The organism is Sphingobacterium corticibacterium (genome assembly GCF_004208525.1).
GTDB classification, from domain to species: domain Bacteria; phylum Bacteroidota; class Bacteroidia; order Sphingobacteriales; family Sphingobacteriaceae; genus Sphingobacterium; species Sphingobacterium corticibacterium.
In genome coordinates, this window is the sequence record NZ_SGIT01000002.1 from 101,763 (window position 1) to 124,685 (window position 22,923).

A 22,923-nucleotide genomic window follows, 5' to 3' on the forward strand; every position below is an offset into this window, starting at 1 on the left:
ATGAATAATTTGCAACTCGTCTGGAAAAATATCACGCAAGAACTGGGTTCAACCCTACTCAGCATATTACTCACCGCCTTCGGCGTAGCCATCTTATGTGTCATCTACATTACGGGGGATACCTTTGAGAAACAATTGACAAGCAATACAAAAAATATAGATCTTGTTGTTGGTGCAAAGGGAAGCCCGCTGCAGCTCATTCTGAGTTCACTTTACCATGTAGACAATCCTACCGGCAATATTGCATTGGCGCAAGCTAGGCAACTTAGCGAAAACCCTTTTATCGAAATGGCCGTTCCTATTTCGCTAGGGGATAACTTCAAAGGACATCGGGTTATTGGGACAGAACCATCCTATCTGGAGTTATATGGCTTATCCATACAAAATGGTGAATTATGGGAAACTTCCTTCGAAGCGGTAATAGGCAGTGAGGTAGCACGTAAAAGAGGTCTGGGAATAGGAGATGAATTTTTTACCGCACACGGTCTTTCGGAAGATGGTCATGTACACGATGATCATCCTTTTAAAATAGTAGGTATTCTGGAAAAATCGGGTTCTATTGTGGACAACCTTATCCTGTGTAATTTAGAAAGCGTATGGGATGTGCATGGACTCCACCATGGCGATCACGACCATTCTCATGCTCACGAGCAAGGAGAACAGCATGCCCATGAGCATAGCCATGAAGACGGACACGATCACGGACACAGTCACCAAGATGGGCACCAACATGACCATGACCACGATCATCATACACATGATCACAAAACACACGAGCATGTCGATCATGTGCATCATGAAGACGACGTCCACGACCATGAAGAAGTGGTTTCCGAAAAACCGAACGACATGTTTGTCAAGAGTATCGGAGCGGATATGCTAGAAGACCGTGGTGAGGAAGTGACCGCATTATTGATTAAATATAGCTCACCAGCGGCTTTAGGCGTTATCCCGAGATTGGTCAACGAATCTACGGATATGCAGGCTGCATCGCCAGCTATCGAAAGTACCCGCTTGTTTTCTTTATTGGGCGTAGGGCTGGATTCCTTCGCTATATTAGCCTATATTATCATGATCATAGCCGGCCTAAGCGTATTTATCAGCCTTTATAATGCCTTAAAAGAACGAAAATATGACCTTGCCGTCATGCGCTCCTTGGGTGCATCTAAAACTAAACTTTTCGGTCTGGTGTTAGTCGAAGGGTTGGTGATTACATTAATGGGCGGAATAGTAGGCTTACTGCTTGGACATGCGGCGTTGTATGCCATCGGTCGACATACTACGGAAAGTGCCGATTTTATTGAGGCATTTAACATTCACGGACAAGAGTTTATTTTAGTACTTGCTGCTTGTCTACTTGGCATTTTAGCGGCTGTCATTCCAGCTATTAAAGCCTACAAAACATCCATTTCAACGATTTTAGCAGATAAATAATATGTACCCTTGTCACACCATATAACAACAAATAAAAAATGAAGCAAACAACAATATTAACATTCATTATTACATTATTCACCTTCGGTATAGCGAAAGCTCAAATCGGGCAATTTCCAGAAATGAACGTGCCCGACCATACACCCATGATGAACAGTACTTGGGAGGCCATCGACAAGATGATGTATAAAGTAACCACGGAGAACAATAAAAAAATATACACGCCTCATTATCCACCCGCTCTAAAATCGTTAGAGCATAAAGTAGTGGAACTTCCGGGTTATCTTGTACCCTTAAATAGCGGCCGTAACCACAAAACATTTATGCTTTCTGTACTTCCTGTTATGCAGTGTGCTTTCTGCGGAAGCAATGGTATCCCACCCATGGTCGAAATCTTTATGAAGAGCGAATCGGTAAAATTTACGGAGGAACCTATTAAGATAAAAGGAAAAATGGTATTCAATCCGGAACCTCTAAAAGGGAATGCAGAGATTCAAATAGTAGATGCCGTGTTGATAAAGTAACGTCAACGGTTTAAAACCGAAATCTCCAAACAGCAAGCTACCGCAGCTGTTTCGGTACGGAGACGACTGTTTCCTAATGAAACAGGTTGATATCCTAAAGATAGCGCTTGCGCAATTTCATTCTCGGAAAAATCACCTTCTGGACCAATCAAGATCAAGTATTTCTCCCCCGGGGAGCAAATATTAGCTAGATATTGTCTTTCTCCATCGGCACAGTGCGCAATCGCCTTAGTCTTATATTCTTCTGATTTTATCTGATCGAAAAACTGCTGAAGGGAAACAGCAGGATTGACTTTGGGGAGATAGGCTTTGAGAGATTGTTTCATAGCAGGAATCACCACTTTATGCAAACGTTCGTTTTTCACTTCCTTCCGCTCTGAATGGGACGAGACAATAGGTGTAATTTCCTGTATCCCAACTTCTGTAGCTTTTTCCAAAAACCATTCCATCCTATCCATATTTTTTGTAGGCGCGACGGCCACATGCAAATAATAAGCTGGCTTTTCATAATCCTGCTCTACGTGCAATATAGACAATGTAGTCCGCTTAGGATGTGGATCCAGGATTTTGGCCGTATACCATCCTCCGACGCCATCAACTAAGTATATTTCATCCCCAGCCGTTAAGCGCAACACGCGAATAGCATGCTTACTTTCATCTTCCGTGAGCATAAACTCCGTATAATGCGGCTCAATAGTAGGTGTATAAAATAGATGCATACTTTATTTAATCTTCATCAATATCATCGTATGGCGTCTCCATCAATTCCAATTTCACAAATTCAATGTTTTGTTGCGTTTTCTTGATAATAGTGAATGAATATCCTGCTGCTTCCCGCACCTCACCAACATCAGGGATTTTCTCAAAATAATGGCTTACTAAACCCGCCATGGTATCATAGTCAGAACTTTCGGGTAACTCTAACGGTAAGTATCCGTTAACATCATGTACGCTTGCACCGGCATCCACCATATACTCTGTTTCCGAAATCTTTTCCACAACCGGTGTTTCTTCATCATACTCATCTTGAATCTCGCCAACTAATTCCTCTACGATGTCCTCTAATGTCACCATTCCTGCCGTACCCCCAAATTCATCCAAAACGATAGCAATTTGAATTCGTTTTTGCTGGAATTCAGCCATCAAATCGTTTATTTTCTTCGTCTCCGGGATAAAATAGGGTTTACGTATAATATTTTTTAAGATAACTTCCTTACCCTGTACAATAATGGGTAATAAATCCTTCGTGTGGACAATGCCGACAATCTGATCTATATTGTCATCATAGATTGGGATACGGGAATAGCCTTCCTCGGTAGCTGTAGTAATGAGTTCTTCGGCCGTATCTGTAATCTCTACCGCAACAATCTTGGTACGTGGAACCATGATATTCTTCACAATACGTTCATTAAAATCAAAAACGTTCTTAATGAGTTCATGTTCCGCATTATTCAGCGCACCACTTTCTTTCCCTTTTTCTAACAGATATTGTAACTCTTCGGAAGAGTGATGGGCTTCGTGGGCGTTAACTTCTATGCCAATTAAGCGTAATAAGAAATTAGCAAACCCATTGAGTAACCAAATAATTGGTCTGAAAATATAATAAAAAAACTGAAGTGGTGCCGCAATCCTCATGGTTGTCGCTACGGGACGTTGTATGGCAATGGATTTCGGTGCCAGTTCACCAAAGACGATATGCAAAAAGGTAATAATACTAAAAGCAAGAACATGTCCCAAGTTTTTCGCTATTGTTCCGGTCAGTTCGACATTGAACAGCCCAAAAAATTCATGGACAATACGTGTCATCACCGCCTCTCCCACCCATCCGAGTGCAAGAGAGGCCAGTGTAATACCTAGCTGTGTAGCGGCTAAATAACCATCTAAGTGTTCGGTGATATTCTTGGCAATTTTGGCGACTTTACTTCCCGACTTTGCTTGTAGCTCAATCTGTGAAGCCCGAACTTTGACAATTGCAAATTCCGCAGCTACGAAAAAACCATTAGCCAAAACCAAAAATACCGTCCAAAAAACATCGATAGCCATGCTAAAAATTATTTGTTACCGAATTCTTTTTTATACAATTCGATACTTTCCAATAAGATTTCCTGTGCACGCTCGCGACCGTGGATACCGTCTACACTCACTTTTTTCTTTTCAAGCGCTTTGTAGCTTTCAAAAAACTGAACGATTTCCTTCATGATATGCGGTGCTAAATCTTCCATATGATTCAGATAGCTATACTTAGGGTCGTGCTTCGCTACAGCAATAATTTTATCATCCTGTTCTCCGCCGTCAACCATATTCATCACACCGATTACCTTAGCCTCTACCAATGTCATTGGTAAAATATCTACCGAGCATATCACCAAGATATCCAACGGGTCCTTATCGTCACAATAAGTTTGTGGGATAAAACCATAATTAGCAGGATATATAACAGACGAACTTAAAACACGGTCCAATAAAAGAAGACCTGTTTCTTTATCTAATTCATACTTCCCCTTTGAGCCGTTTGTAATTTCAATGATGGCATTGACCGAATTTGGCACGTCGCTCCCAGGAGCTATCTGATGCCAAGGATGTTGTTTGTTCATTAATTAATTAACGTTACTGTTATTACTGTTTGTTTTATTTGTTTCTTTTTTCCTATTCTTTAGCCACCTTTTAAGCAATGCGATAACAATGGGTAAAAAGGCGATAACTATCAATCCAACAATGATATATTCTACATAATTGATAATGGCGGGAAACTTAACCCCCAGAAAATATCCGGTCAAGGTCAACAAGCTAACCCATAAAAGTGCACCCGCGACGTTATAGAAAATAAATTTTCGAAAATTCAATTTCACGACACCCGCAAATATGGGTGCAAAAGTACGAACGATCGGCACAAAGCGCCCTATAATTAACGCGGTCCCCCCATATTTTTGATAAAATTCTTCCGCCATAATGACGTATTTACGTTTGAAAAGAAGAGAATCTTTTCGTTTGAAGAGTACGGGCCCCGTTCGATAGCCAAACCAATAACCCGTAAAGTTCCCTAAAATTCCGGCTCCGAGAATCCCGAAATACATGGTTACGATATCAACATCAATTTTTCCTAACGCACAAAATAAGCCCGCTAAAAATAACAAGTAATCCCCGGGCAAAAAGAAGCCAAAGAATAGGCCTGTTTCAGCAAAGACAATCAGCACTACGATATAGAATCCGCCATGGCTTAATAAATATTCCGGATCCATCAATTGCTGAAAGGACAGCCACAAATCTTGCATAATTTCTATTTAGTCTATCAGCAAAAGCCGATCTAAAATCTTTCGTTTCTCGTTTAGATACTATTAATCACGAATTCGTCACTTCCGAAATGGCTTCCCTAATATCTTCAGCTATTTTCGTCATTTCATCATTTGACAAGCTCAATTTAGGACGGGCAAAGTTCATGTCGTCCACTTCATTTAAAGGGATTAAATGAATATGAGCATGTGCTACCTCCAAACCGACTACAGCAATTCCTACTTTTCGGCAAGGAAAAACGTTTTTTACACCTTGAGCTACAATCTTCGCAAACACCCACATACCCATGTATTCGTCGTCATTAATATCAAAGATATAATCTGTTTCTTTTTTAGGGATAACCAATACATGGCCTTTAGCTAAAGGACTGATATCCAAAAAAGCTAAATAATCGATACTTTCTGCTACTTTATAAGCAGGGATCTCACCCGACACTATCTTTGAAAAAATTGTTGACATCTTTTATCTTTTTTAAAGAAAAAACAAACAAACTTACATAAATTCACTTTTATGTGCAATATAATGCGTCACATATAAAATGAATTTATGTAATTCTCCTCTGCCATCAAAGACTTTATTCTTAGAGGAAATATAAAAAAACGGTTGCAAGATTTAGCAACCGTTTCAAATTATCTTCTTTAAACGATGTGCGGTTATGGCAGAAACCGCACATAACCGTTCATCTTTTTATCTTGAAATTTCCAAGATTTCAAACTCCATGACACCCGCCGGCGCTTCTACTTGGGCAACCTCTCCTACAGATTTACCAAGAAGCCCCTGTGCAATGGGTGATTTCACAGAAATTTTCCCTGCCTTCAAGTCAGCTTCCGTCTCCGAAACCAGCTGATACGTCATTACGGCATTGTTTTTCTTGTTTTTAATTTTCACATAAGATAACGCCAATACCTTTGACGTGTCTAGATTCGATTCGTCAATTAGGCGAGCACTAGCTAAGACACCTTCTAACTTAGCGATCTTTGCTTCATGTAAACCCTGTGCTTCTTTTGCAGCATCATATTCTGCATTTTCGGATAAATCTCCCTTATCCCTTGCCTCTGCTATCGCTTTCGCGATGTTCGACCGGCCCTCTGTTTTTAGATACTGTAACTCCTGCTTCAGCTTATCTAATCCCTCTTGTGTGTAATAAGTTACTTCTGCCATATTTTTACATTATTTTTTCCAAAAAAAATTAAAAAAAGACAAGACCATACCGCCCTTTGTCAGGACAACATGGTCTTGCTCATTATCTGCTAAGATAGCAAGCAAGTTCTATAAAAACAAATTTCTTTTGTTATTCTTCCTCGTCTGTATCGACAAATTTATACCCCAATCCGCGAACAGTCTGTAAATAATGTGGTTTATCCGGATTCGTTTCGATTTTTTTGCGAAGACGTACCACATGCATATCTAGCGTTCGCGTATTTACGTTTGAACTATAGCCCCAAACAACTTCCATAAGTTCCTCGCGTGTAATTTCCTTTCCGACATTTTGAAGAAAATACAGCAATATTCGATTTTCCAATATCGTCAATTCTATTTTCCGTCCGTCTCTTACCAAAGAATGTATCGTGGGATGGTGCTCTGTTTTACCAAACGTATAAACATCATTGTTTTTCGGCAAAAAGAACCGTACTTTGTTTTCAATCATGGCTACCAACACATCCATATTAAAGGGTTTCGTAATGTAATCGGTTACACCATAGCTATAAGCATCAATCTTGTCCACATCCTGCGACTTAGCCGTCATCATGATAATGATATTCTCAAAACCAGCTTTGCGGACAGATTCACATACATCAATACCTTCTTTTCCCGGAAGCATCCAATCAAGGAGAACCACATCAGGCTTCTCTTGTAGTATTTGCTCTTCAGCTTCCAAGCCATTAGCTGCCTGAAGAACCTTATATCCTTCTGTTTGCAAGCGGTGTGCTACCAAAAAACGCAAATTTTCGTCGTCTTCTATTACAGCAATCGTGATATCTTTACTCATAATATTATTTAGTTCTTTTTGGTCCTAGCGGCAAGAGTAATGTAAACGTAGTACCTTGACCTGGCATACTATCTACTTTAATCTCTCCCCCCATGAAATCTACAATTTCCTTGCAGAACGCTAAACCTAAACCAATGCTTCCTTGTTGATTGAATTGGTTCTTTACTCTATAAAATTTTTTAAAAATACTATTAAATTCCTTTTTATTTATGCCGATCCCTTTATCTTTAAATTTTATAACAAAATTTTTCTTGTTTTGTTGTACATCAATATGTAGGAACTTGCGTTGCGGCTCTGAATATTTATAGGCATTATCAATCAAATTTTGAAACACACTCAACAAAAGCGTTGTATCCACGACCATATTGTTTTGGACATCGATGGCATAGGAAAAGTTTAAATCAGCATATTTTAATCTCACTGCTTCAAAAATTGGTTCGCAAAACTCTTCTACTCCCACCTCTTCTTTATTAGGTTTGATAGATTTATTTTCAATTTGTGCAAATGATAATAACTTATTCATCAAACTGTTTAATTTATCTGCTTCCTGGTCCAAAATCTTCCCATACATACGTTGCTCCTCTGCCGACAACTTCTCGCTGCTCTGAATATTGTTTCCCGCAATCTTGATCACACTGACTGGTGTTTTAAACTCATGGGTTAGATTATTGATAAAATCATATTGTAATTGAAACAGTCTACTGTTAATAGTTACATTCCGATAAATCAGATAGGCAATCAAAATCAATATAAGGTATACCGCTGATATGCCAAGGCTAACCGGAAAAAACCGTCTGTTAATTTCTTTGTTAAAAAACTCCTCGGAACTTGTATACTGCAATTTATAGTCGGACAATGCCCCCGGAAGGGGAAGTTCCGTCTGGAGATAGAAATGCTGATCGCTCACACTACCCGATACAATAGGTAATATCTCTATTTTTTCATATAAATTTAAAGCGACGTTTTTAATCTGAATCTTGCTTGGGTCAATTAAGAACATAAACATATCCTGATCATAGGCTACAACGGTCGTGTCAGGAGCAGACATCATACGTTTGTATACTAGTAGATCAGCAATACGTGGAATATTCATGTAGGTCACCTTTCCAGGATTCAACGTATAAAAAACCCGATAGATATCGTTGTCCGACATACTGGTCGATTCATTTACCCGATCGAGAAAACCAACAAACTTTAACACCATCGTATTAAAGTCATCTATATAAGCTCGTGTCAGTGTATTTTCAGGACGTTGGGCAATAAGTCTATTGTCTTTATCTAAATGAAAGGACGTTATACTTTTTGGATAAACCAGTAAATGATTATATTTAATCCCAGTCTCTATAGAATCAGAGTTGGTAATGGTGATATCGTAAAATAGCACGCGATCAACAAAAGCATATTTTCGAATCACATCACTGACGTAAGATGCCGCTTTTACAGAATCCAAATACCCCTGATAATACGATATCTCTGGAATTTTGTCATTAAAGAACTCATGAAAGGGTTGTACCGAACGATCGAACACCTCTACTTTTCTATTATTGAATTCTGTTTCAATAAAATTTGCTATCATAGATCGTGCAGCGAACATAGCGACACCAAATAACATCGTCACCAATATTACAAAGGCAATCAGCAACCCAAAGTTCTTTCGGTATTTAAGCTGGTTATACGCCATGCTGCTTATAGATACTTGTTCAAGAAGTCCTCTACTTCCTGATAATAGTTTATAATGTTTTCTTCACTTTTAAAGCGCCTTCCCTCCTCTTCTCTATATATATACTTAATCGGCACGTTATTGTTTTTCAATTTTTGCACAAATTGGTTCGCGTCTGTCAACGAACTAAATCTATCTTTTCCACCTTGTGCAAAAAGAACGGGAATCTTTACTTTATCCGCATGAAAAACCGGTGAGATTGCCTTAAACATCTCATATTCACTACTCGGATTACCGATTATTTTATAAAATAGGCGAACATACTGTTGATGATGAGGGGGAATTTCCCTGAAATAGGTAAAAAGGTTTGTATATCCCGACATCGAGATAGCGCACTTATAAAAGGAAGAGTTGTAGGTAGCCGCATGTAGCGCTGAATATCCTCCAAAACCACTCCCCATGATGGCGACTCTATTTTTGTCAACGATTCCTTGATGTATCAACCAGGTAACACCATCGATCATGTCGGCTTGTATTTTCCCTCCCCATTCTTTAAAACCAGCTGTCCAAAAATTCTTCCCGTAACCAGCCGAACCTCTGTAATTTAATTGAAAAACCAGATAACCCCTATTGGCCAGAAACTGTACCTCAGCATCAAAATTACTTGTTTCACGACGATATGGTCCATCATGTACCAACACCACTACCGGTAGCTTTTCCCGTTTTCCAATTAACGGATAAGTAAGATACCCATGCAATGTCAGTCCATCCCGGCTTTGAAAACTAACAGCTTCTTTCGGAGACAAAGTTGCCGTTGATAATTTCGGGTTCATTTCTTCCAGCAACTCCGCTTTATCATTCAAAACATTATAATGATAAATTCCACCGGCATGCACATCGGTATAAATTTTAACAATCCAATGATGCATACTCGTATCGGTATCCAAAATATCCATAGATTGGTTATCAAATTTAGCCGATAACTTATCAAAATATTGTTGAAAGGTCGGATCGAAGAAATGCCTTTTCACCTTGTTAATCGTATATTGACTATAGATAAGCTCCTGCAAATGTTCGGAATACCCAGCCGATTCCAGATCTACTTCCTCGTTTTCAAATATTAATTGCTCTTCTTCTCCGTTAGACACATTATATTCCACCAACGAAAGTCGATCTCTGTTGTGGTTAGACAAAGCATAAATATGGGTATGGGAATCTTTTACAAATCCCAAAGGTCTTATTGATGTTTGGTAATCTGTATTAGCGACCTCTTGAAAAGGCATATTTTCATCAGCTCTATACAAAATGCTTTCCTGTACACTATCATTGGTCATGGCCAACCTCACTTTTCCGTCTGGCGAAGCAAACCATTTAGAAATGTTACCGGGGTTACGTGTTAACAGCTGCGGGGCGGAACCATCTACAAAAATTTTATACAGATCGAATGTCGTCGAATCTCGATCGTTTAAGGTAGCAAGCAAATAATTACGATGGGTTGTGTGTGGCGCTAGCCAGCGAAGTTTGGCTTTCTTCACGGGCAATAACAGCGTGTTTTTTTCGGAATCGACCGAGATACTATATATGCGTAAACTATCTTGCGGTGAATGACTATTGGAATATACAATCAACGAATCGGAAGCCCAGAAAAAATACTGAACATTCATATCCGATTGATAGGTAAGTTGCTTTGATTTATTTTTGTCCTGCAAATCCAAAACAAAAATATTCTTACAGTGGTCGTCTATTCCCAAATAAGCAATCCTATGACCATCCGGTGATATTTTGAAACTACTTTTTTCGGGCTTGACGAAAAAATCTTCAATGGGGATTAATTTGTTCGTACTTTGTTTATTTCCACATGAAACTGAAACAACAAACAAACACACAGCAAATATCCAAAGCAAACATCTAAACATATTCCAATCCTATTGCAATTTCAAATATTGTTATTTTTTTATAATAATAGGCTATGTGCAACCTTATTTTTACACGAAAAGCACTTCTATTTCCTAACCGGTTAATCCTTATTTTTCATCTACTTACGGCAGGCAGGCTCATCACGAGTTACGCATCACGCATTACGCATAATTTGTTATCTTTACGGATGATTTTATATAACATCTCTATTATTATTGAGGATCGTAGTCACGATCAAGTTGTTAATTGGCTGAAGTCCCACTTACGCACAAGCACCTACGAAATAAATTTTTTGAAAATGTTGGATTCTCCACACGAAGGAACCACCTATTGTGTACAACTTTTGGCTGCGGACGATACTGTAATCTTTAAGTTCCAAGAAGATGTAGTAGCCGAAATGCAGACCTATTTGACTGCCCATCACCCCGAGAGAGCTTTCATTTTTGAAAGCAAGATGCAATATCTATCGTTAGAATAACGAATTAAACAAGGCGTTAATCTATCTCTTTATCCAGTCGCTCTTGGTAAGCTGGGTTATAAACGATTTTGGGTGAAAGGTAATGCAATAACACCAAGCGAGAATATCGAAGGTTAAAAGGTGCAAAGATCAATATGGCCGCAAAAAGAACAGAAACATATACCCAAGGCGATTCACTTTTCGTCAACATAGCGGTTGTTAAACCTAACGTAACCACCTCTCCTACGGAAAAAGCATAGCTCACGTACATAGCCGCATAAAAGTATCCCGGTTCTACCTCAAACTTTAATCCGCAATGCGGGCAATGCTCATGCATTTTCTGCTTTTTAAAGCCGTATACGGGACCCTCAAATACCTTTCCAACTCTACACTTCGGGCATTTAGACTGCACCATGGCAGTAAACCTAGAAGTCGCCATATAATTAGATTTGTTCTCCGAACGGTGAAACCTTTTTCGAATTATTCTTACGATATTTTTTATACCATAAAAAACCAATTCCTATGGCAATCAAATAGGGAATAGCCAATAGGAAGAGGATGCCGTCATTCAGACCTTTTCCCTGTGTGTTACCGTTAGCGGCACTATTCTCCGCGTTTAAGGAACACATAGCACATTGGGCTGATACGTCAGTATAGCACAAGATACTCAACATAGCTACAGCGAGTATAACCAAAAAAGGCGTCCATTTTGAAATCATATACAAAAATACCAAAATTTTATGGTTTAGTACAATTTTGAAAGGAATGAAGAAACAATCCATGACATTACACTGTAAACCGTGTTATCACGAATAATCTATAATAGAATTTTTTACATGTATAATCTTATTTTTCAAAAACAACATCTGGTTATTGTTTGATCGATCTAAAAGATGTAAATTAGTATCATACACCACATAAAACGAATATTATGAAAGCCGTAGAATATAGATTACCAAAGGAGTTTGACAAATCATTTATTGTATTCAAAGAGCAAGGTCTATACTTTCCTTGTCCATGGCATTATCATCCGGAATATGAGTTTGTTCTGGTTAACAAAAGTAGCGGCCGTCGTATGGTTGGGGATCATATTGGCACCTTTTTAGAGGGAGACCTCGTGCTCATGGGACCTTCTCTCCCACATGTATGGGTAAACGATCAAAAATACTTTGAGAAAGAAAATACAGAAACTGCTGATGCCGTAGTTGTACACTTTTTGAAAGACTTCTTAGGCGAAAACTTTTTCAATTTACCTGAGAGTGAACCTTTAAAAAAAATACTTAACCTTTCCAACAGAGGATTGGTTATCTTGGGGCACACACGTTATCAGATTACAAAAATTATGAATGCCATGCCTCGCCAAAATGGGTTGAAACGACTTTCCTCACTTTTCGAAATATTTGATATTCTTGCTAATAGTTCGGAATATGAGCTCCTTGCCAGTCCATCCTATATGGAAAACACGAGAGATATGTATTCCGATAGGTTCAGTAAAATAACGGAATATATCCTGCGTAATTTCCATCGGGACATCACACTTAAAGAAGTCGCTGACCAAGCCAATATGGCGACTACAACGTTCTGCAATTTCTTCAAAGAGCACTTTAGGATGACATTTGTAGAATACCTTAACGCTATACGTATTGGTCATGTGTGCAAGCTTTTGGCAGATAGGGATAAAACGATTATATCGGTAGCCTATGAATGTGGTTTCAACAACTTAGCGAATTTCAACCGGCAGTTTAAAAGGCTTAAAGATATGACGCCAAAAGAATATAGAAAGGCGTTGGAAGCAGAGCCGATGATTGCTTAAGCATTCAATCCACCGTCCAGTAGGATATTTTCACCGTTGATATATTCACCAGCTTTCGACATTAATAAGACAATTAATCCTTTAATATCATCTGCATTGGCCATCCTGCCCAATGGCACTTTCTTACAATAATTAGCAACAAACTGTTCAGGTTGATTGTTAAACAACCCGCCTGGGCTGATACAGTTAAATCGTATATTTTTACCGACCAACATCTTGGCCATATAACGCGACAGATTGATCAATCCAGCATTATGAAAAAAGTAATCCGCAGGCAAATCACCCATTCCCGTTGTTCCTTCATAATTGCTCAAGTCAGGTCCTTTCATCCCCATCATGGACGCGATACTTACCACACTTCCTCCGCCTGATTGCATAATCAAATCACTTAATTCTCGCAGCAAAAAAAACATACCCGTCGCATTCGAGCGCATAGACGCTTCAAACTGTTCGATAGGTGCATGGTATCCCTTAACGGGACGAGAAACTGCATTGTTCACAAAACCATCCAATCTGCCGTAACGCACCAAAATATTGTTCTTTAATGCCAACATCGATTCGTAGTCGTCCTGATCGACTGCCATAGCATGAACATCCAAGTCCTGCTCCCTGAACCCCTTCGCCGTAACCTCTGCCCGTTGCAAATCACGGGATGTAGTGATTACCGTAGCCTCCGCTTCCGCAAGACCTTCGACAATACACTTACCGTAGTTGCCCGATCCACCGGTAACAACAATGACCTTATCTTTTAAACTCAATAATTCTTTTACGTTCATCTTTTACAATAAAATTGTTTTTCCTCCTTGCAAAAAGCTCTCCTGTGCCCCAATGACAACCCGCATCAATCGATGTGTCTTTTTAAAATCCAACCGAGGTTTTCCCTCCTGAACCGAACGAATAAACTCGATCATATTATCCCGAAACATGGAATAGGAATTACGGATATCCACTAGCTTCCATCCCTGTTGTCCGAAAAATGTCATTTGAAAAGTTCCGGAAATATGCTGGTAAAGATGTAACATAATGTCTGCTCCGTTTGCTAACCGCACATAGACTATTTCTTTATCTAGTTCGCCAATATGCTTTATACTGATGGGAATCGGATCATCTAAAACACTAAAAACAGCTTCCAGCAAATGTATGCCATATTTCTTCCAATCTTTTTTGCCCACTGCTGTTACGAGTTCGATTTTACCTAATGTTGCCAGTTCTTGTTTTGCTATCCGGCATTCGTTAGCGTATCGCATAGAAGAACAGGACATAATAAAACGACCTTGGGCAACGCCATCTGCAAACCAAGCTAAATCATTTTGTGAATAAGCCAATGGTTTATCAATGAAAACCGGAACACCAGCCTCTACAAAAGTTTTTGCCATCTGTACATGATTTTCCGGATCGTCGCGTCCTAAAATAACCGCATCCACCTCTCCTATCATATCTACTATATTATCGACAACATGTGTAATGCCGGATGAATGCGCTATACTTTCCGCAATCTTCCTTTCCTGACACCACACATGCGTGACTATCGCATCAGAAATACCTAATGTATCTTTATTGGCTTCTAAATAGGAGGCAACCGCCGGATACCCTATCCTACTAATTTCATCCCCGTCAAATTGACCATTGATAATGGATGACCATGAATAAGGATGGGCATTCCCCTCACTCATACCAATTATTCCCAACTTTATCATAACCAACCCTTTCTATCCCATTCTGCGAGATTTAAAAATGAAGGATCGGGATATTGTATATTCTTTGATCGTACAAAAATTTCGGTTGAAAGTTCATCCCCTTTAAGATTATCAATACTGGCATGCAAATATTCCTCTTTATCAATCCCGACTAATACACTAGATACTTGCGGGTGCTTCAAGGCAAACTTGGTAGCATATTCCGGAAAATTACGAAAATGTGTTTCGGCAATAGTCCGATAAGCTTCTAAATGGTTATCTACCTCTTTCAATGCTTCATGCATCTTAAACTTGCGTTCTGTCAGCATACCCCGCATTAACACGGAGCGGACAATAATACCTACACCTTTCTCGCTAGCATTTTGAAAACAATCACCGTGCGATTGATCCATGAGATTGAATGGTAGTTGGATCGCATCCCAAATACCTGATTGTATCGCTTTAGCGGTCTCTTGCACTTTGTAGACCGATACCCCGATATTTTTAACATGACCTTCGCCCTGTATTTCCAAAAACACACGAATCACATCTTCATTTTGGAGGATATCCATATCCGCATAATGTACCATGAACAAATCCACGTAGTCCGTTTTCAAATTCTTCAAACTGACTTCCAACGATTCATGAACAGTAGCCTTCAATTCCCCATAGGAAGGAATATTCCCTTCTTCATTTTTAAGATGCACACATTTAGTCGCTAAAACAACTTGATCACGAATACCTTGAAATGCTGTACCCATCAGCCGCTCACTTTCTCCATAATGTCTTGCTGTGTCAAAGAAATTAACACCTAATTCCACTGCTTTCTGCAAAAGTCGGATAGCCGATGCTTCATCAGGCATCTCGTGCGCTCCCAAACCATAGGGCATTCCTATTTCCACTCCACCAAAAGCAATTTCGGAGACAGCAAGACCAGTTCGTCCTAAAATTCTTCTTTTCATCCTATCTATTCTTCTAAATAAGATTTTCCTTTATCACCCAGGGTTTTACCAAATGTTCTCACCATATCCCTACAGTAGTTCGTCAATCCAACCACATCAGCTCCCGTACTCACAAAATGATACCCCATATCCAAAAGCTCCTGCAAATTTGCGGGCGAACCTACCGTTCCTGCAAATTTTCCATTTTTTCTTGCTACCTCCGCCACACGCTTGCGTGTTTCTATTAAAAACGGATGATCCCATTGTCCAGGTGCACCTATCCCTTGACTGAAATCACCAGGTCCGAAAAAAAGCATATCAAAACCTTCCAGTTGAGCAATTTCTTCCAGTTCATCCAAAGGCTCGGGATCTTCAATCTGCAGCACAACAAAACGTTCGCGGTTAGCTGTTTCCAGATAGGCATTGAAATCCATCGCCGTGTAGGCACCGTCCGCATTTCCGCCGTCGATAGGGCGTTTTCCTTGCGGATGAAACCGTACCGTATGGATTATTTTTTTTGCGTCTTCTACGCCCATAACATGAGGAACCATGATACCCGTAGCATCCAATTCCAAAGGTTTAATATAATCACTGTAAGCCCCTCTAGAGACTCTTACCATCAAGTCTGTATCATGCGCTTTTGTCGCCCAAACATGGGAAGCGATAACCGACCAATCTTGGCCGATATGCTCCAAATCTACCCAGATACAGTCGAATCCACTGATAGCAGCTATTTCCACAGATTGTGTGTCTTTTAGATTAATCTTAAAGCAACTTGCTGTTTCGCCTGTTCGCAATTTTTGTAATACCTTACTTCTTCTCATCATCTTATTTTTTCATTTTCATTACCCTCGTTTTTCGGTTTCAAACGGAACAACAGAAACGCACAAACAATCATGCTTAACGCCGCTACTTGAAAGATAATATTGAGGTTAACCTGTCCATCTCGTAAAGCACCTGCCACATAGATACCTACACCGCCGACGATACAACTACAGAGATTTAAAAATCCATAACCTGTAGCAAGATACCGCTTATCGGCTATTATTCCCAAGATAGGCATCATATTCGCGTCAATGAAAGGCCGTGTCAGTGCGTATATCAGAAAACCACCTACCGTAGCCCATAAGATTGCTGTGTAACTTGCTATAAATATAGCCGGAACGGCAATCAAAAAACCAATAGCCGGCAACCATATCCGGGCTTTATCGTTTGTCTTCGACCACCAATCTGCTATCGCTCCGCCTAAAATCACTCCAATGAGCATCACTGGAAAAAAATACGCTGTAGAATACAATCCCGCTTCTGTCTGTGAGAGATTGAACTGTTCTTTATAATAAGTCGGCAGCCAGCCATTTATCATCCAACTGATAGCACCCGCCAGTCCCCATATCACCACAACCATTACAAACGCACGATTACGAAACAGACTTCGAATAGCCAATTTAAAATCTATTTCTTCTGGTATTTTATCCGCGTCAACATCTACGTTAACGGATACCTTCTTGCGGTCTTTCAATAAGAAGATCAAACTCACCGCATAGATCACGCCGATAACGCCAAAAATATGAAAAGCATAATGCCACGTATGTGTTTCAGCAATCCAACCACCAATAAACCCTAAACTTTGTCCGATCATCACTCCACCTACATGCAATCCAACTGCGGTAGATTTTGTCCTGTCCGAATGCCAATCCATAATTAAAGCCATTGCTGCCGGTATATAAAAAGCTTCACTAATGCCCATCAATGCCCTTGCTGCTAGCAAATATTCAAACGAAGTTGCTAAAGAAGTTAACCACGTCACTAATGACCAAACAAATAAACTACCGATAATGACGATGCTTCGATTAAAACGGTCAGCAATATAACCTGCTATTGGACTAGTAAAACCATATACCCATAAAAAAACGGAGGTCAACAATCCAAACTGTGCGTCTGTCATTGGTATCTCTTCAATAATGCTGCTGCGCATCGTGACAATCATCATGCGATCCAAATAATTGAGACAGCCTATAATACATAGAAGTCCAACAAGTAACCAGGGATAGTATTTTCTATTCGTCATCTTCTCCTCTTTTCAATACCATATATGCCGCCATAGCGTGAAAGTCGCTATTATAATTTCCACTTTTAATGTTACGCATCGTTTCATACATATCCGATACCATCTTCTGGTCGTTGTCATCCGATTTCTGTGCTAACGCCATTGTAACGTGAGGAATCGCCTCGGCATCCCGAAACATAGCAAACAATTCCTTTTTTAGCTCGCTTTGTTCGTTAACCGGTTGATTTTCTGGATAGGCAATCAACAACGTCGCTAACAGATTACTCCGTAAAGCAGTGTTTAGATCCTTCGTCTGCATCCAAGTCTTCAACTGGACATATTCATTTTCTGCTAATGGACCGATATATCGGAGGATAAAGGACGTCACATGCATTTCCAGTTCTGGTAGCTTATTACTTACCAAATCTCGGATAAGCATATTCTTTACGGTTTGCTTTTTTCCCTCTGATCCTAACGCATAGTTCCAAAGCGAATACAACCGGAAGGAACTTTCTAGACCTGCTGGTAGATCCTGAACCACACCGACCTGTAGCTTTGCTAGTGTCTCGATGGCATGAAGCCTATCTTCGCCCTCGGCATTACGATAGGCCGCCATAATCTTATCTATCCAATATTGTTTGTTTTTCTCATCTGTCGCTGATTGAACCAATACTCGCCAAATCCCTATACGATACTTGGGAACATGGCCATACTGTTCCTCTTCTTCTAAAAATTCAACCCGTACTTCATCCAGATAACAATTCTCCCATAATAGAAATTCAGCTACATGAACCTTTACCCATTCCTTTTCAGAATATAAAAGTGATTTTAAGTCTGCTAACGCCATTTCTTTACTTTGTCCTATGCTGCATAATGGAATACCGATCAGTAGGAGTAAACCCATTTGAAATCCCCTCATATCTTTTATATAGTCTGTTTCTCTAAAAATGTATTATGGCCCTACTACTTACCGGACTGATTCGTTGACCGTCTTTAAACGTGGCTGCACGAACTGTTTTTTGTACAGGCACCTCAAATGGACCTTCGAACTGATTTGATTGCGTTGTGGGTTCACTGCCATCCAGTGTATAGTATATTTCCGGTTGATAGCTATCTGTTAACAGGTTGACGGTTGACTTGTTATGGTCCACCTGGTCTGTAACCTCGAAATAAACCTGGTATGCACTGCGGGAATAGTTAATCCCTTTCTGCTCATAGCGTCTATATTGTTCCTCCATGCGTCTTTTAAAGTCTTCCCAATTCTTCCTTTCCGGATTACTCCATGCAATCTCGGCCAATGCTGCACCTCTGGGATAGGTCATATACTCATTTTTGTCTGATGAATGAATGAATTCGCTCCACAGATTTCCCTGCACGCCCAACACATACTTTTGCTCTTCGGTTGTAAGCTCTTCCGGTACAGGTTCATAGCCATATACTTTCCGCAGTGGTACATGCCCCCAGATGGCAAAGGGCTCCAGATAGGGCTCACCTTGAAAATAATCAAAATACATGTGTGAGGTCGGTGTCATCACCACCGGATGCCCCATCTTCGCTGCGGCTATCCCACCTTTCGTACCACGCCATGACATCACCGCTGCATTAGGCGCGAGTCCACCCTCCAGTATTTCGTCCCAACCAATAATCTTTCTTCCCTTGCTATTCAAGAATCTTTCAATTCGGGTTATAAAGTAACTTTGTAGTTCGTGTTCGTCTTTAAGGCCTTCTTCCTTTATGCGCTTTTGACAATGCGGACAGGCCGACCAGCGTTTTTTGGGTGCTTCATCGCCTCCAATATGGATAATTTCACTTGGAAAAAGTTCAATCACTTCTGCGAGTACGTTTTCTAGAAAAACAAACACTTCTTCTTTTCCCGCACAATAGATATCTTCCTGTATCCCCCATTTTTCCGGTATCTGAAAGGGACCGCCCGTGCACGACAGATCCGGATAAGCCGTCAAGGCTGCAAGCGAATGACCGGGAAGTTCAATTTCAGGAACGACAGTTACATAACGATCTTTAGCATAGGCTACCACCTCTCTGATCTCTTCCTGTGTATAAAAACCACCGTGGGGATTATGATCGATATTGTTTCCCGGCTGGAAGTTTGTTCCCGACCGCCAGGCACCCACCTCGGTCAATCGAGGGTATTTCTTTATCGCTATCCGCCATCCATGATCTTCGGTCAAATGCCAGTGGAACACATTTAGCTTGTGCATGGAGAGGTAGTCGATAAATTTCTTGACATATTCCACCGAATAGAAATATCTTCCCACATCCAACATCAGCCCTCGCCAGCCAAAACGGGGCTGGTCGAAAATGCTCACCGCAGGAATGGATACCCAAGAACCGCTCACCTCCGTGGGGAGGAGTTGGTAGATCGTCTGGATACCATAAAATATTCCATTCGCTTTAGAAGCTTGGACGACGATATCTTTATTGGTAACGAAAAGTCTATAACCTTCATCGCCCAACGTATCGGATGCAATTTTTAAAAGGATGGATTTCCCTTTTTCATCAGGCTTGCCTCTTTTGATAGTCAGTCCGGTACGGTCATATACCCCCTGTACGAAAAGATCTGCCAGTTTCCGTAATTCCTCGTTCTTATCATCCACCTTGACAGTGACGTTCCCGTCCAGTTTGAAATCCCCGTCTTGCTCCTCCATGTGCAAGGGCTGCGGAATCAGTGATAGTTGCTGATCGGATTCCTGCGCATCCGCTTTAAAACAGAAAAAAATAAATACGATGAAATAAAAAATCTTTGTCATATCTGCTATTTATCTTACAACGCCTACTGTATCCTTGTGAATTTGTTTATTTCTTCTTAAACACCGGTGCCGGTTTTTCAGTCACACTGGGTGAACTCCCTTCAATCACAGGCCATCCATCCGTCCAGGTTACCTTATCCAGCATCAGTACCCTTCGGGTGGCCCCGCTAGAAACTTTCGCCTTTTCTTTATCTATTGCATGGTATATAAACCAGTCGGTACCTTCATCATCGGCGATCAAGCGCGCATTGTGGCCGGGACCGGCATACATGTCGTTACCTTGCAGAAATAATGTCCCATTTCCACGTTCCCGGATATCCTTTCCGTCTTTGTCTAGATAGGGTCCGGCGAGCGTCGTGGACCGGGCAATCCGGACATGGTAGGTACTGGCTGCTCCGTCACAGCAATGCCCCCTTGACCCAAAGAAATAGTAATATCCGTCCCGTTTATGCAGCACCACCGCTTCGAAATCTCCTGCAGCGATCTTAAACTTTTTACTCAGATCTGGGACCGATTTACCGTCTGCCGACAGCTCTATGCCATACGTCCCTTGATTGGATGCATTACTATAGCTTCCCCAAAACAGATACTTCTTTTCTCCTTCTTCCCAATACAGCGGATCGATGGAATTGGGCACACCGATTTCACTGGTGAAAAACAGTTTACCCTGATCCGCAAATGGCGCAGCCGGACTGGGGGACGTGGCCAGACCTATCGCGGGATTGGCATCTGCCCATGCGGAATAGGAATAATAAAGATGATACATGCCATTGACTTTGGCGAGGTCTCCCGCCCAAAGCGAGCTTTCCGCTGCCCTTTCTTTTTTCCACGCCGGCTTGGATATAAAAGCATCGCCCACGATCGTCCAGTTCACCAGATCCGTTGACTTCAGTACCGGCATCAGCCGGTGGCCTTTGCCGTCACCCCAATCGTCTGACGTACCAATGGCATAAAAAATGCCGGTACTGGGATCCCGGGCAACCGTCGGATCAGCTAATATCGGCTCAAAAACCGGATTCGTATAATTGCCCGAAACCTCTTCTTTTGGTTCCTCTTCCGGCTCGGGCGGCTTTTCCTCCTTGTTATCCGGACTGCTGCCTTTTGCACATCCTATAAGGCAGGCCGTTATGGCAAGCAATATGCCATATTTCAAATGTCTATTTCTCATGGTATTTATTAAAATTTAGTATAAAACTTCTGGAATGCGTTCGTTTACTTACCCTTTTGAGGTCCCACTTCCAAAATACTACCTGCAATGTACCGTGGACCATCGTTTTGATTATAATAATAAACGACCAAAACCCTATTCTTGTCCAACTGTACAGACCAAGGATAACCAATATCCCAACTGCCACCGTCCTCCCGGATTACAAATTCCTCTGCCGTAGCAAAATCGGTACACTCTGCATTTAAAATCCGGGCACGAATGCCAAAAGGTTGATGTCTGTATCCATAAACCACAAAAACGCGATTATCCGGTAATCGCATCGCCTGTAAAGGATGCCCTTTAAATCCCATGCTTTCCCATTTGAAGGTTTTTCCGCCATCAGTAGAACGTGCGATACAAGCTTGATCATCATACCTCGCCGTGCGCATAAATGCCACGATATCCCCTTTTGGCGTTTCATAAACCGAAGTTTCGTTGAACGAGATCTTGTCATCCTTAGCTACCACACCCGAATACGTCCAAGTCAACCCTTTATCATGAGAGATCAATAAGTAGTTGGATGTTTTGCCCGGGCGATCGTGCGCAGCCACTACCCACAACACACGACCATCTTTTGTTTCGTACAACGCTCCGCGATTATAGGCCGACATGGGCTGTCCGAAGGGGTCATAATGTCTCTCATCCGGAACGTTGACTGGATAATGAGGACCTTGCCAGCTCTTCCCTTTATCGGTTGATCGCATGACGTACCCACCTAGAAAAGTAAAACCACCTGAATTAAACAATGGCTTTTCTGGAACTTCTAAACTTTTATCAACAGTTGTCCAGCCATAGCTGGCACAAAGCAGTGTACCGTCTTTCAACTGAATCATACAGGGATCTTGCGACCCACCAAATGCATGGGCGTAGAGTAATTCTGGGGATGTAGACCATTGCTCACCGTCTTTGGATTTTAAGGTCACCAGATAGCTATTATGATCTACATGTGAAATCTTCTCTGTACCGAATATACGACGATTGGGAGCCTGCCTGAATGCGACAAGGAATTCACCATCTTTCTTTTTTATGACAGAAGGAAAAGCATTATAAAACAATGTGTCTTGATAAACAACGATATCCTTCACTTTCTTTATGGTACTAGATTGTGCAAAACCTAATTGCGAAGAAAGCAACATGCCCAGGGCTAATCCGACTATTCTATTTCTTTTCGTCATGTTCAATATTATAATATTCAATA

Annotated in this window: 24 protein-coding genes; 4 read left to right on the forward strand and 20 right to left on the reverse strand. The window is 40.8% G+C overall.

What is annotated here, in order from left to right; genetic code table 11:
• Entirely contained in the window at nt 1-1,434 is a 1,434-nt protein-coding gene (locus tag EWE74_RS09095) for an ABC transporter permease (protein WP_130141251.1), read from the forward strand.
• A 38-nt stretch (nt 1,435-1,472) separates the two neighbouring features.
• Nucleotides 1,473-1,958: a hypothetical protein gene (locus EWE74_RS09100; RefSeq protein ID WP_130141252.1), complete on the forward strand. Its 486-nt coding sequence runs from the start codon at nt 1,473-1,475 to the stop codon at nt 1,956-1,958.
• A gap of 2 nt (nt 1,959-1,960) precedes the next feature.
• On the opposite strand, the gene EWE74_RS09105 is transcribed toward EWE74_RS09100, so the two are convergent.
• The 9 genes from EWE74_RS09105 to EWE74_RS09145 all read right to left on the reverse strand — a co-directional run bounded on the left by EWE74_RS09105 (nt 1,961) and on the right by EWE74_RS09145 (nt 10,563).
• The gene (locus tag EWE74_RS09105; protein WP_130141253.1) at nt 1,961-2,677 is read right to left on the reverse strand and encodes a 16S rRNA (uracil(1498)-N(3))-methyltransferase; all 717 of its coding nucleotides are present in this window, start codon (nt 2,675-2,677) and stop codon (nt 1,961-1,963) included.
• A 7-nt stretch (nt 2,678-2,684) separates the two neighbouring features.
• On the reverse strand, nt 2,685-4,001 hold the full coding sequence (locus EWE74_RS09110) for a hemolysin family protein (protein WP_130141254.1): 1,317 nt from the start codon (nt 3,999-4,001) through the stop codon (nt 2,685-2,687).
• Between the two features lie 8 nt (nt 4,002-4,009).
• Nucleotides 4,010-4,552, reverse strand: coding sequence for an inorganic diphosphatase (locus EWE74_RS09115; RefSeq protein ID WP_130141255.1), 543 nt, complete (start codon nt 4,550-4,552; stop codon nt 4,010-4,012).
• A 3-nt stretch (nt 4,553-4,555) separates the two neighbouring features.
• Nucleotides 4,556-5,230: a DedA family protein gene (locus EWE74_RS09120; protein ID WP_130141256.1), complete on the reverse strand. Its 675-nt coding sequence runs from the start codon at nt 5,228-5,230 to the stop codon at nt 4,556-4,558.
• A gap of 67 nt (nt 5,231-5,297) precedes the next feature.
• On the reverse strand, nt 5,298-5,708 hold the full coding sequence (locus EWE74_RS09125) for an HIT family protein (RefSeq protein WP_130141257.1): 411 nt from the start codon (nt 5,706-5,708) through the stop codon (nt 5,298-5,300).
• A 228-nt stretch (nt 5,709-5,936) separates the two neighbouring features.
• Nucleotides 5,937-6,410, reverse strand: a complete 474-nt coding sequence (greA, locus tag EWE74_RS09130) for a transcription elongation factor GreA (RefSeq protein WP_130141258.1) — start codon at nt 6,408-6,410, stop codon at nt 5,937-5,939.
• A 130-nt stretch (nt 6,411-6,540) separates the two neighbouring features.
• Nucleotides 6,541-7,239 carry a response regulator transcription factor gene (locus EWE74_RS09135; protein WP_130141259.1) on the reverse strand — a complete coding sequence of 233 codons (699 nt, stop codon included), beginning with the start codon at nt 7,237-7,239 and terminating at the stop codon, nt 6,541-6,543.
• A gap of 4 nt (nt 7,240-7,243) precedes the next feature.
• Nucleotides 7,244-8,920 carry a sensor histidine kinase gene (locus EWE74_RS09140; protein WP_130141260.1) on the reverse strand — a complete coding sequence of 559 codons (1,677 nt, stop codon included), beginning with the start codon at nt 8,918-8,920 and terminating at the stop codon, nt 7,244-7,246.
• 5 nt (nt 8,921-8,925) lie between these two features.
• The gene (locus EWE74_RS09145) at nt 8,926-10,563 is read right to left on the reverse strand and encodes an alpha/beta hydrolase family protein (protein ID WP_239018608.1); all 1,638 of its coding nucleotides are present in this window, start codon (nt 10,561-10,563) and stop codon (nt 8,926-8,928) included.
• Nucleotides 10,564-11,003: 440 nt separating this feature from the next.
• Between EWE74_RS09145 and EWE74_RS09150 the strand changes: the two genes are divergently transcribed.
• Nucleotides 11,004-11,294, forward strand: coding sequence for a DUF4286 family protein (locus tag EWE74_RS09150; RefSeq protein ID WP_165384679.1), 291 nt, complete (start codon nt 11,004-11,006; stop codon nt 11,292-11,294).
• A 16-nt stretch (nt 11,295-11,310) separates the two neighbouring features.
• Here the strand turns inward: EWE74_RS09150 and EWE74_RS09155 are convergent, their stop codons facing one another.
• On the reverse strand, nt 11,311-11,712 hold the full coding sequence (locus EWE74_RS09155) for a DUF983 domain-containing protein (protein WP_130141263.1): 402 nt from the start codon (nt 11,710-11,712) through the stop codon (nt 11,311-11,313).
• Nucleotides 11,713-11,716: 4 nt separating this feature from the next.
• Nucleotides 11,717-11,992 carry a hypothetical protein gene (locus tag EWE74_RS09160; RefSeq protein ID WP_130141264.1) on the reverse strand — a complete coding sequence of 92 codons (276 nt, stop codon included), beginning with the start codon at nt 11,990-11,992 and terminating at the stop codon, nt 11,717-11,719.
• A gap of 212 nt (nt 11,993-12,204) precedes the next feature.
• Here EWE74_RS09160 and EWE74_RS09165 point away from each other — a divergent pair, with 212 nt between their 5' ends.
• Nucleotides 12,205-13,086 carry an AraC family transcriptional regulator gene (locus EWE74_RS09165; protein WP_130141265.1) on the forward strand — a complete coding sequence of 294 codons (882 nt, stop codon included), beginning with the start codon at nt 12,205-12,207 and terminating at the stop codon, nt 13,084-13,086.
• Here the strand turns inward: EWE74_RS09165 and EWE74_RS09170 are convergent.
• Genes EWE74_RS09170 through EWE74_RS09210 form a run of 9 tightly spaced genes read right to left on the reverse strand, consistent with a single transcriptional unit; the run spans nt 13,083 to nt 22,900 of the window.
• On the reverse strand, nt 13,083-13,862 hold the full coding sequence (locus tag EWE74_RS09170) for an SDR family oxidoreductase (RefSeq protein WP_130141266.1): 780 nt from the start codon (nt 13,860-13,862) through the stop codon (nt 13,083-13,085). The genes EWE74_RS09165 and EWE74_RS09170 overlap by 4 nt on opposite strands.
• A gap of 3 nt (nt 13,863-13,865) precedes the next feature.
• Nucleotides 13,866-14,783 carry a Gfo/Idh/MocA family oxidoreductase gene (locus EWE74_RS09175; RefSeq protein WP_130141267.1) on the reverse strand — a complete coding sequence of 306 codons (918 nt, stop codon included), beginning with the start codon at nt 14,781-14,783 and terminating at the stop codon, nt 13,866-13,868.
• Nucleotides 14,780-15,724, reverse strand: coding sequence for an aldo/keto reductase (locus EWE74_RS09180; protein WP_130141268.1), 945 nt, complete (start codon nt 15,722-15,724; stop codon nt 14,780-14,782). The genes EWE74_RS09175 and EWE74_RS09180 overlap by 4 nt, the downstream gene beginning before the upstream one ends.
• Before the next feature lie 5 nt (nt 15,725-15,729).
• On the reverse strand, nt 15,730-16,530 hold the full coding sequence (locus tag EWE74_RS09185; protein ID WP_130141269.1) for an HpcH/HpaI aldolase family protein: 801 nt from the start codon (nt 16,528-16,530) through the stop codon (nt 15,730-15,732).
• Nucleotides 16,527-17,771, reverse strand: coding sequence for an MFS transporter (locus tag EWE74_RS09190; RefSeq protein WP_130141270.1), 1,245 nt, complete (start codon nt 17,769-17,771; stop codon nt 16,527-16,529). Before EWE74_RS09190 ends, EWE74_RS09185 begins: the two co-directional genes overlap by 4 nt.
• Entirely contained in the window at nt 17,761-18,669 is a 909-nt protein-coding gene (locus EWE74_RS09195; protein WP_130141271.1) for a hypothetical protein, read from the reverse strand. The genes EWE74_RS09190 and EWE74_RS09195 overlap by 11 nt, the downstream gene beginning before the upstream one ends.
• 22 nt (nt 18,670-18,691) lie before the next feature.
• Nucleotides 18,692-20,518 (reverse strand): beta-N-acetylhexosaminidase, encoded by a 1,827-nt coding sequence (locus EWE74_RS09200; RefSeq protein WP_130141272.1) that lies wholly within the window; start codon nt 20,516-20,518, stop codon nt 18,692-18,694.
• 46 nt (nt 20,519-20,564) lie between these two features.
• Nucleotides 20,565-21,686 carry a family 43 glycosylhydrolase gene (locus EWE74_RS09205; protein WP_130141273.1) on the reverse strand — a complete coding sequence of 374 codons (1,122 nt, stop codon included), beginning with the start codon at nt 21,684-21,686 and terminating at the stop codon, nt 20,565-20,567.
• A 44-nt stretch (nt 21,687-21,730) separates the two neighbouring features.
• The gene (locus EWE74_RS09210; RefSeq protein WP_130141274.1) at nt 21,731-22,900 is read right to left on the reverse strand and encodes a sialidase family protein; all 1,170 of its coding nucleotides are present in this window, start codon (nt 22,898-22,900) and stop codon (nt 21,731-21,733) included.
• Between the last annotated feature and the right edge of the window lie 23 nt (nt 22,901-22,923).

Coding starts and splice junctions, on each gene's coding strand:
- EWE74_RS09095 (WP_130141251.1), top strand. CDS start 1: ATGAATAATTTGCAACTCGTCTGGAAAAATATCACGCAAGAACTGGGT.
- EWE74_RS09100 (WP_130141252.1), top strand. CDS start 1,473: ATGAAGCAAACAACAATATTAACATTCATTATTACATTATTCACCTTC.
- EWE74_RS09105 (WP_130141253.1), bottom strand. CDS start 2,677: ATGCATCTATTTTATACACCTACTATTGAGCCGCATTATACGGAGTTT.
- EWE74_RS09110 (WP_130141254.1), bottom strand. CDS start 4,001: ATGGCTATCGATGTTTTTTGGACGGTATTTTTGGTTTTGGCTAATGGT.
- EWE74_RS09115 (WP_130141255.1), bottom strand. CDS start 4,552: ATGAACAAACAACATCCTTGGCATCAGATAGCTCCTGGGAGCGACGTG.
- EWE74_RS09120 (WP_130141256.1), bottom strand. CDS start 5,230: ATGCAAGATTTGTGGCTGTCCTTTCAGCAATTGATGGATCCGGAATAT.
- EWE74_RS09125 (WP_130141257.1), bottom strand. CDS start 5,708: ATGTCAACAATTTTTTCAAAGATAGTGTCGGGTGAGATCCCTGCTTAT.
- greA (WP_130141258.1), bottom strand. CDS start 6,410: ATGGCAGAAGTAACTTATTACACACAAGAGGGATTAGATAAGCTGAAG.
- EWE74_RS09135 (WP_130141259.1), bottom strand. CDS start 7,239: ATGAGTAAAGATATCACGATTGCTGTAATAGAAGACGACGAAAATTTG.
- EWE74_RS09140 (WP_130141260.1), bottom strand. CDS start 8,920: ATGGCGTATAACCAGCTTAAATACCGAAAGAACTTTGGGTTGCTGATT.
- EWE74_RS09145 (WP_239018608.1), bottom strand. CDS start 10,563: ATGAATGTTCAGTATTTTTTCTGGGCTTCCGATTCGTTGATTGTATAT.
- EWE74_RS09150 (WP_165384679.1), top strand. CDS start 11,004: ATGATTTTATATAACATCTCTATTATTATTGAGGATCGTAGTCACGAT.
- EWE74_RS09155 (WP_130141263.1), bottom strand. CDS start 11,712: ATGGCGACTTCTAGGTTTACTGCCATGGTGCAGTCTAAATGCCCGAAG.
- EWE74_RS09160 (WP_130141264.1), bottom strand. CDS start 11,992: ATGATTTCAAAATGGACGCCTTTTTTGGTTATACTCGCTGTAGCTATG.
- EWE74_RS09165 (WP_130141265.1), top strand. CDS start 12,205: ATGAAAGCCGTAGAATATAGATTACCAAAGGAGTTTGACAAATCATTT.
- EWE74_RS09170 (WP_130141266.1), bottom strand. CDS start 13,862: ATGAACGTAAAAGAATTATTGAGTTTAAAAGATAAGGTCATTGTTGTT.
- EWE74_RS09175 (WP_130141267.1), bottom strand. CDS start 14,783: ATGATAAAGTTGGGAATAATTGGTATGAGTGAGGGGAATGCCCATCCT.
- EWE74_RS09180 (WP_130141268.1), bottom strand. CDS start 15,724: ATGAAAAGAAGAATTTTAGGACGAACTGGTCTTGCTGTCTCCGAAATT.
- EWE74_RS09185 (WP_130141269.1), bottom strand. CDS start 16,530: ATGATGAGAAGAAGTAAGGTATTACAAAAATTGCGAACAGGCGAAACA.
- EWE74_RS09190 (WP_130141270.1), bottom strand. CDS start 17,771: ATGACGAATAGAAAATACTATCCCTGGTTACTTGTTGGACTTCTATGT.
- EWE74_RS09195 (WP_130141271.1), bottom strand. CDS start 18,669: ATGAGGGGATTTCAAATGGGTTTACTCCTACTGATCGGTATTCCATTA.
- EWE74_RS09200 (WP_130141272.1), bottom strand. CDS start 20,518: ATGACAAAGATTTTTTATTTCATCGTATTTATTTTTTTCTGTTTTAAA.
- EWE74_RS09205 (WP_130141273.1), bottom strand. CDS start 21,686: ATGAGAAATAGACATTTGAAATATGGCATATTGCTTGCCATAACGGCC.
- EWE74_RS09210 (WP_130141274.1), bottom strand. CDS start 22,900: ATGACGAAAAGAAATAGAATAGTCGGATTAGCCCTGGGCATGTTGCTT.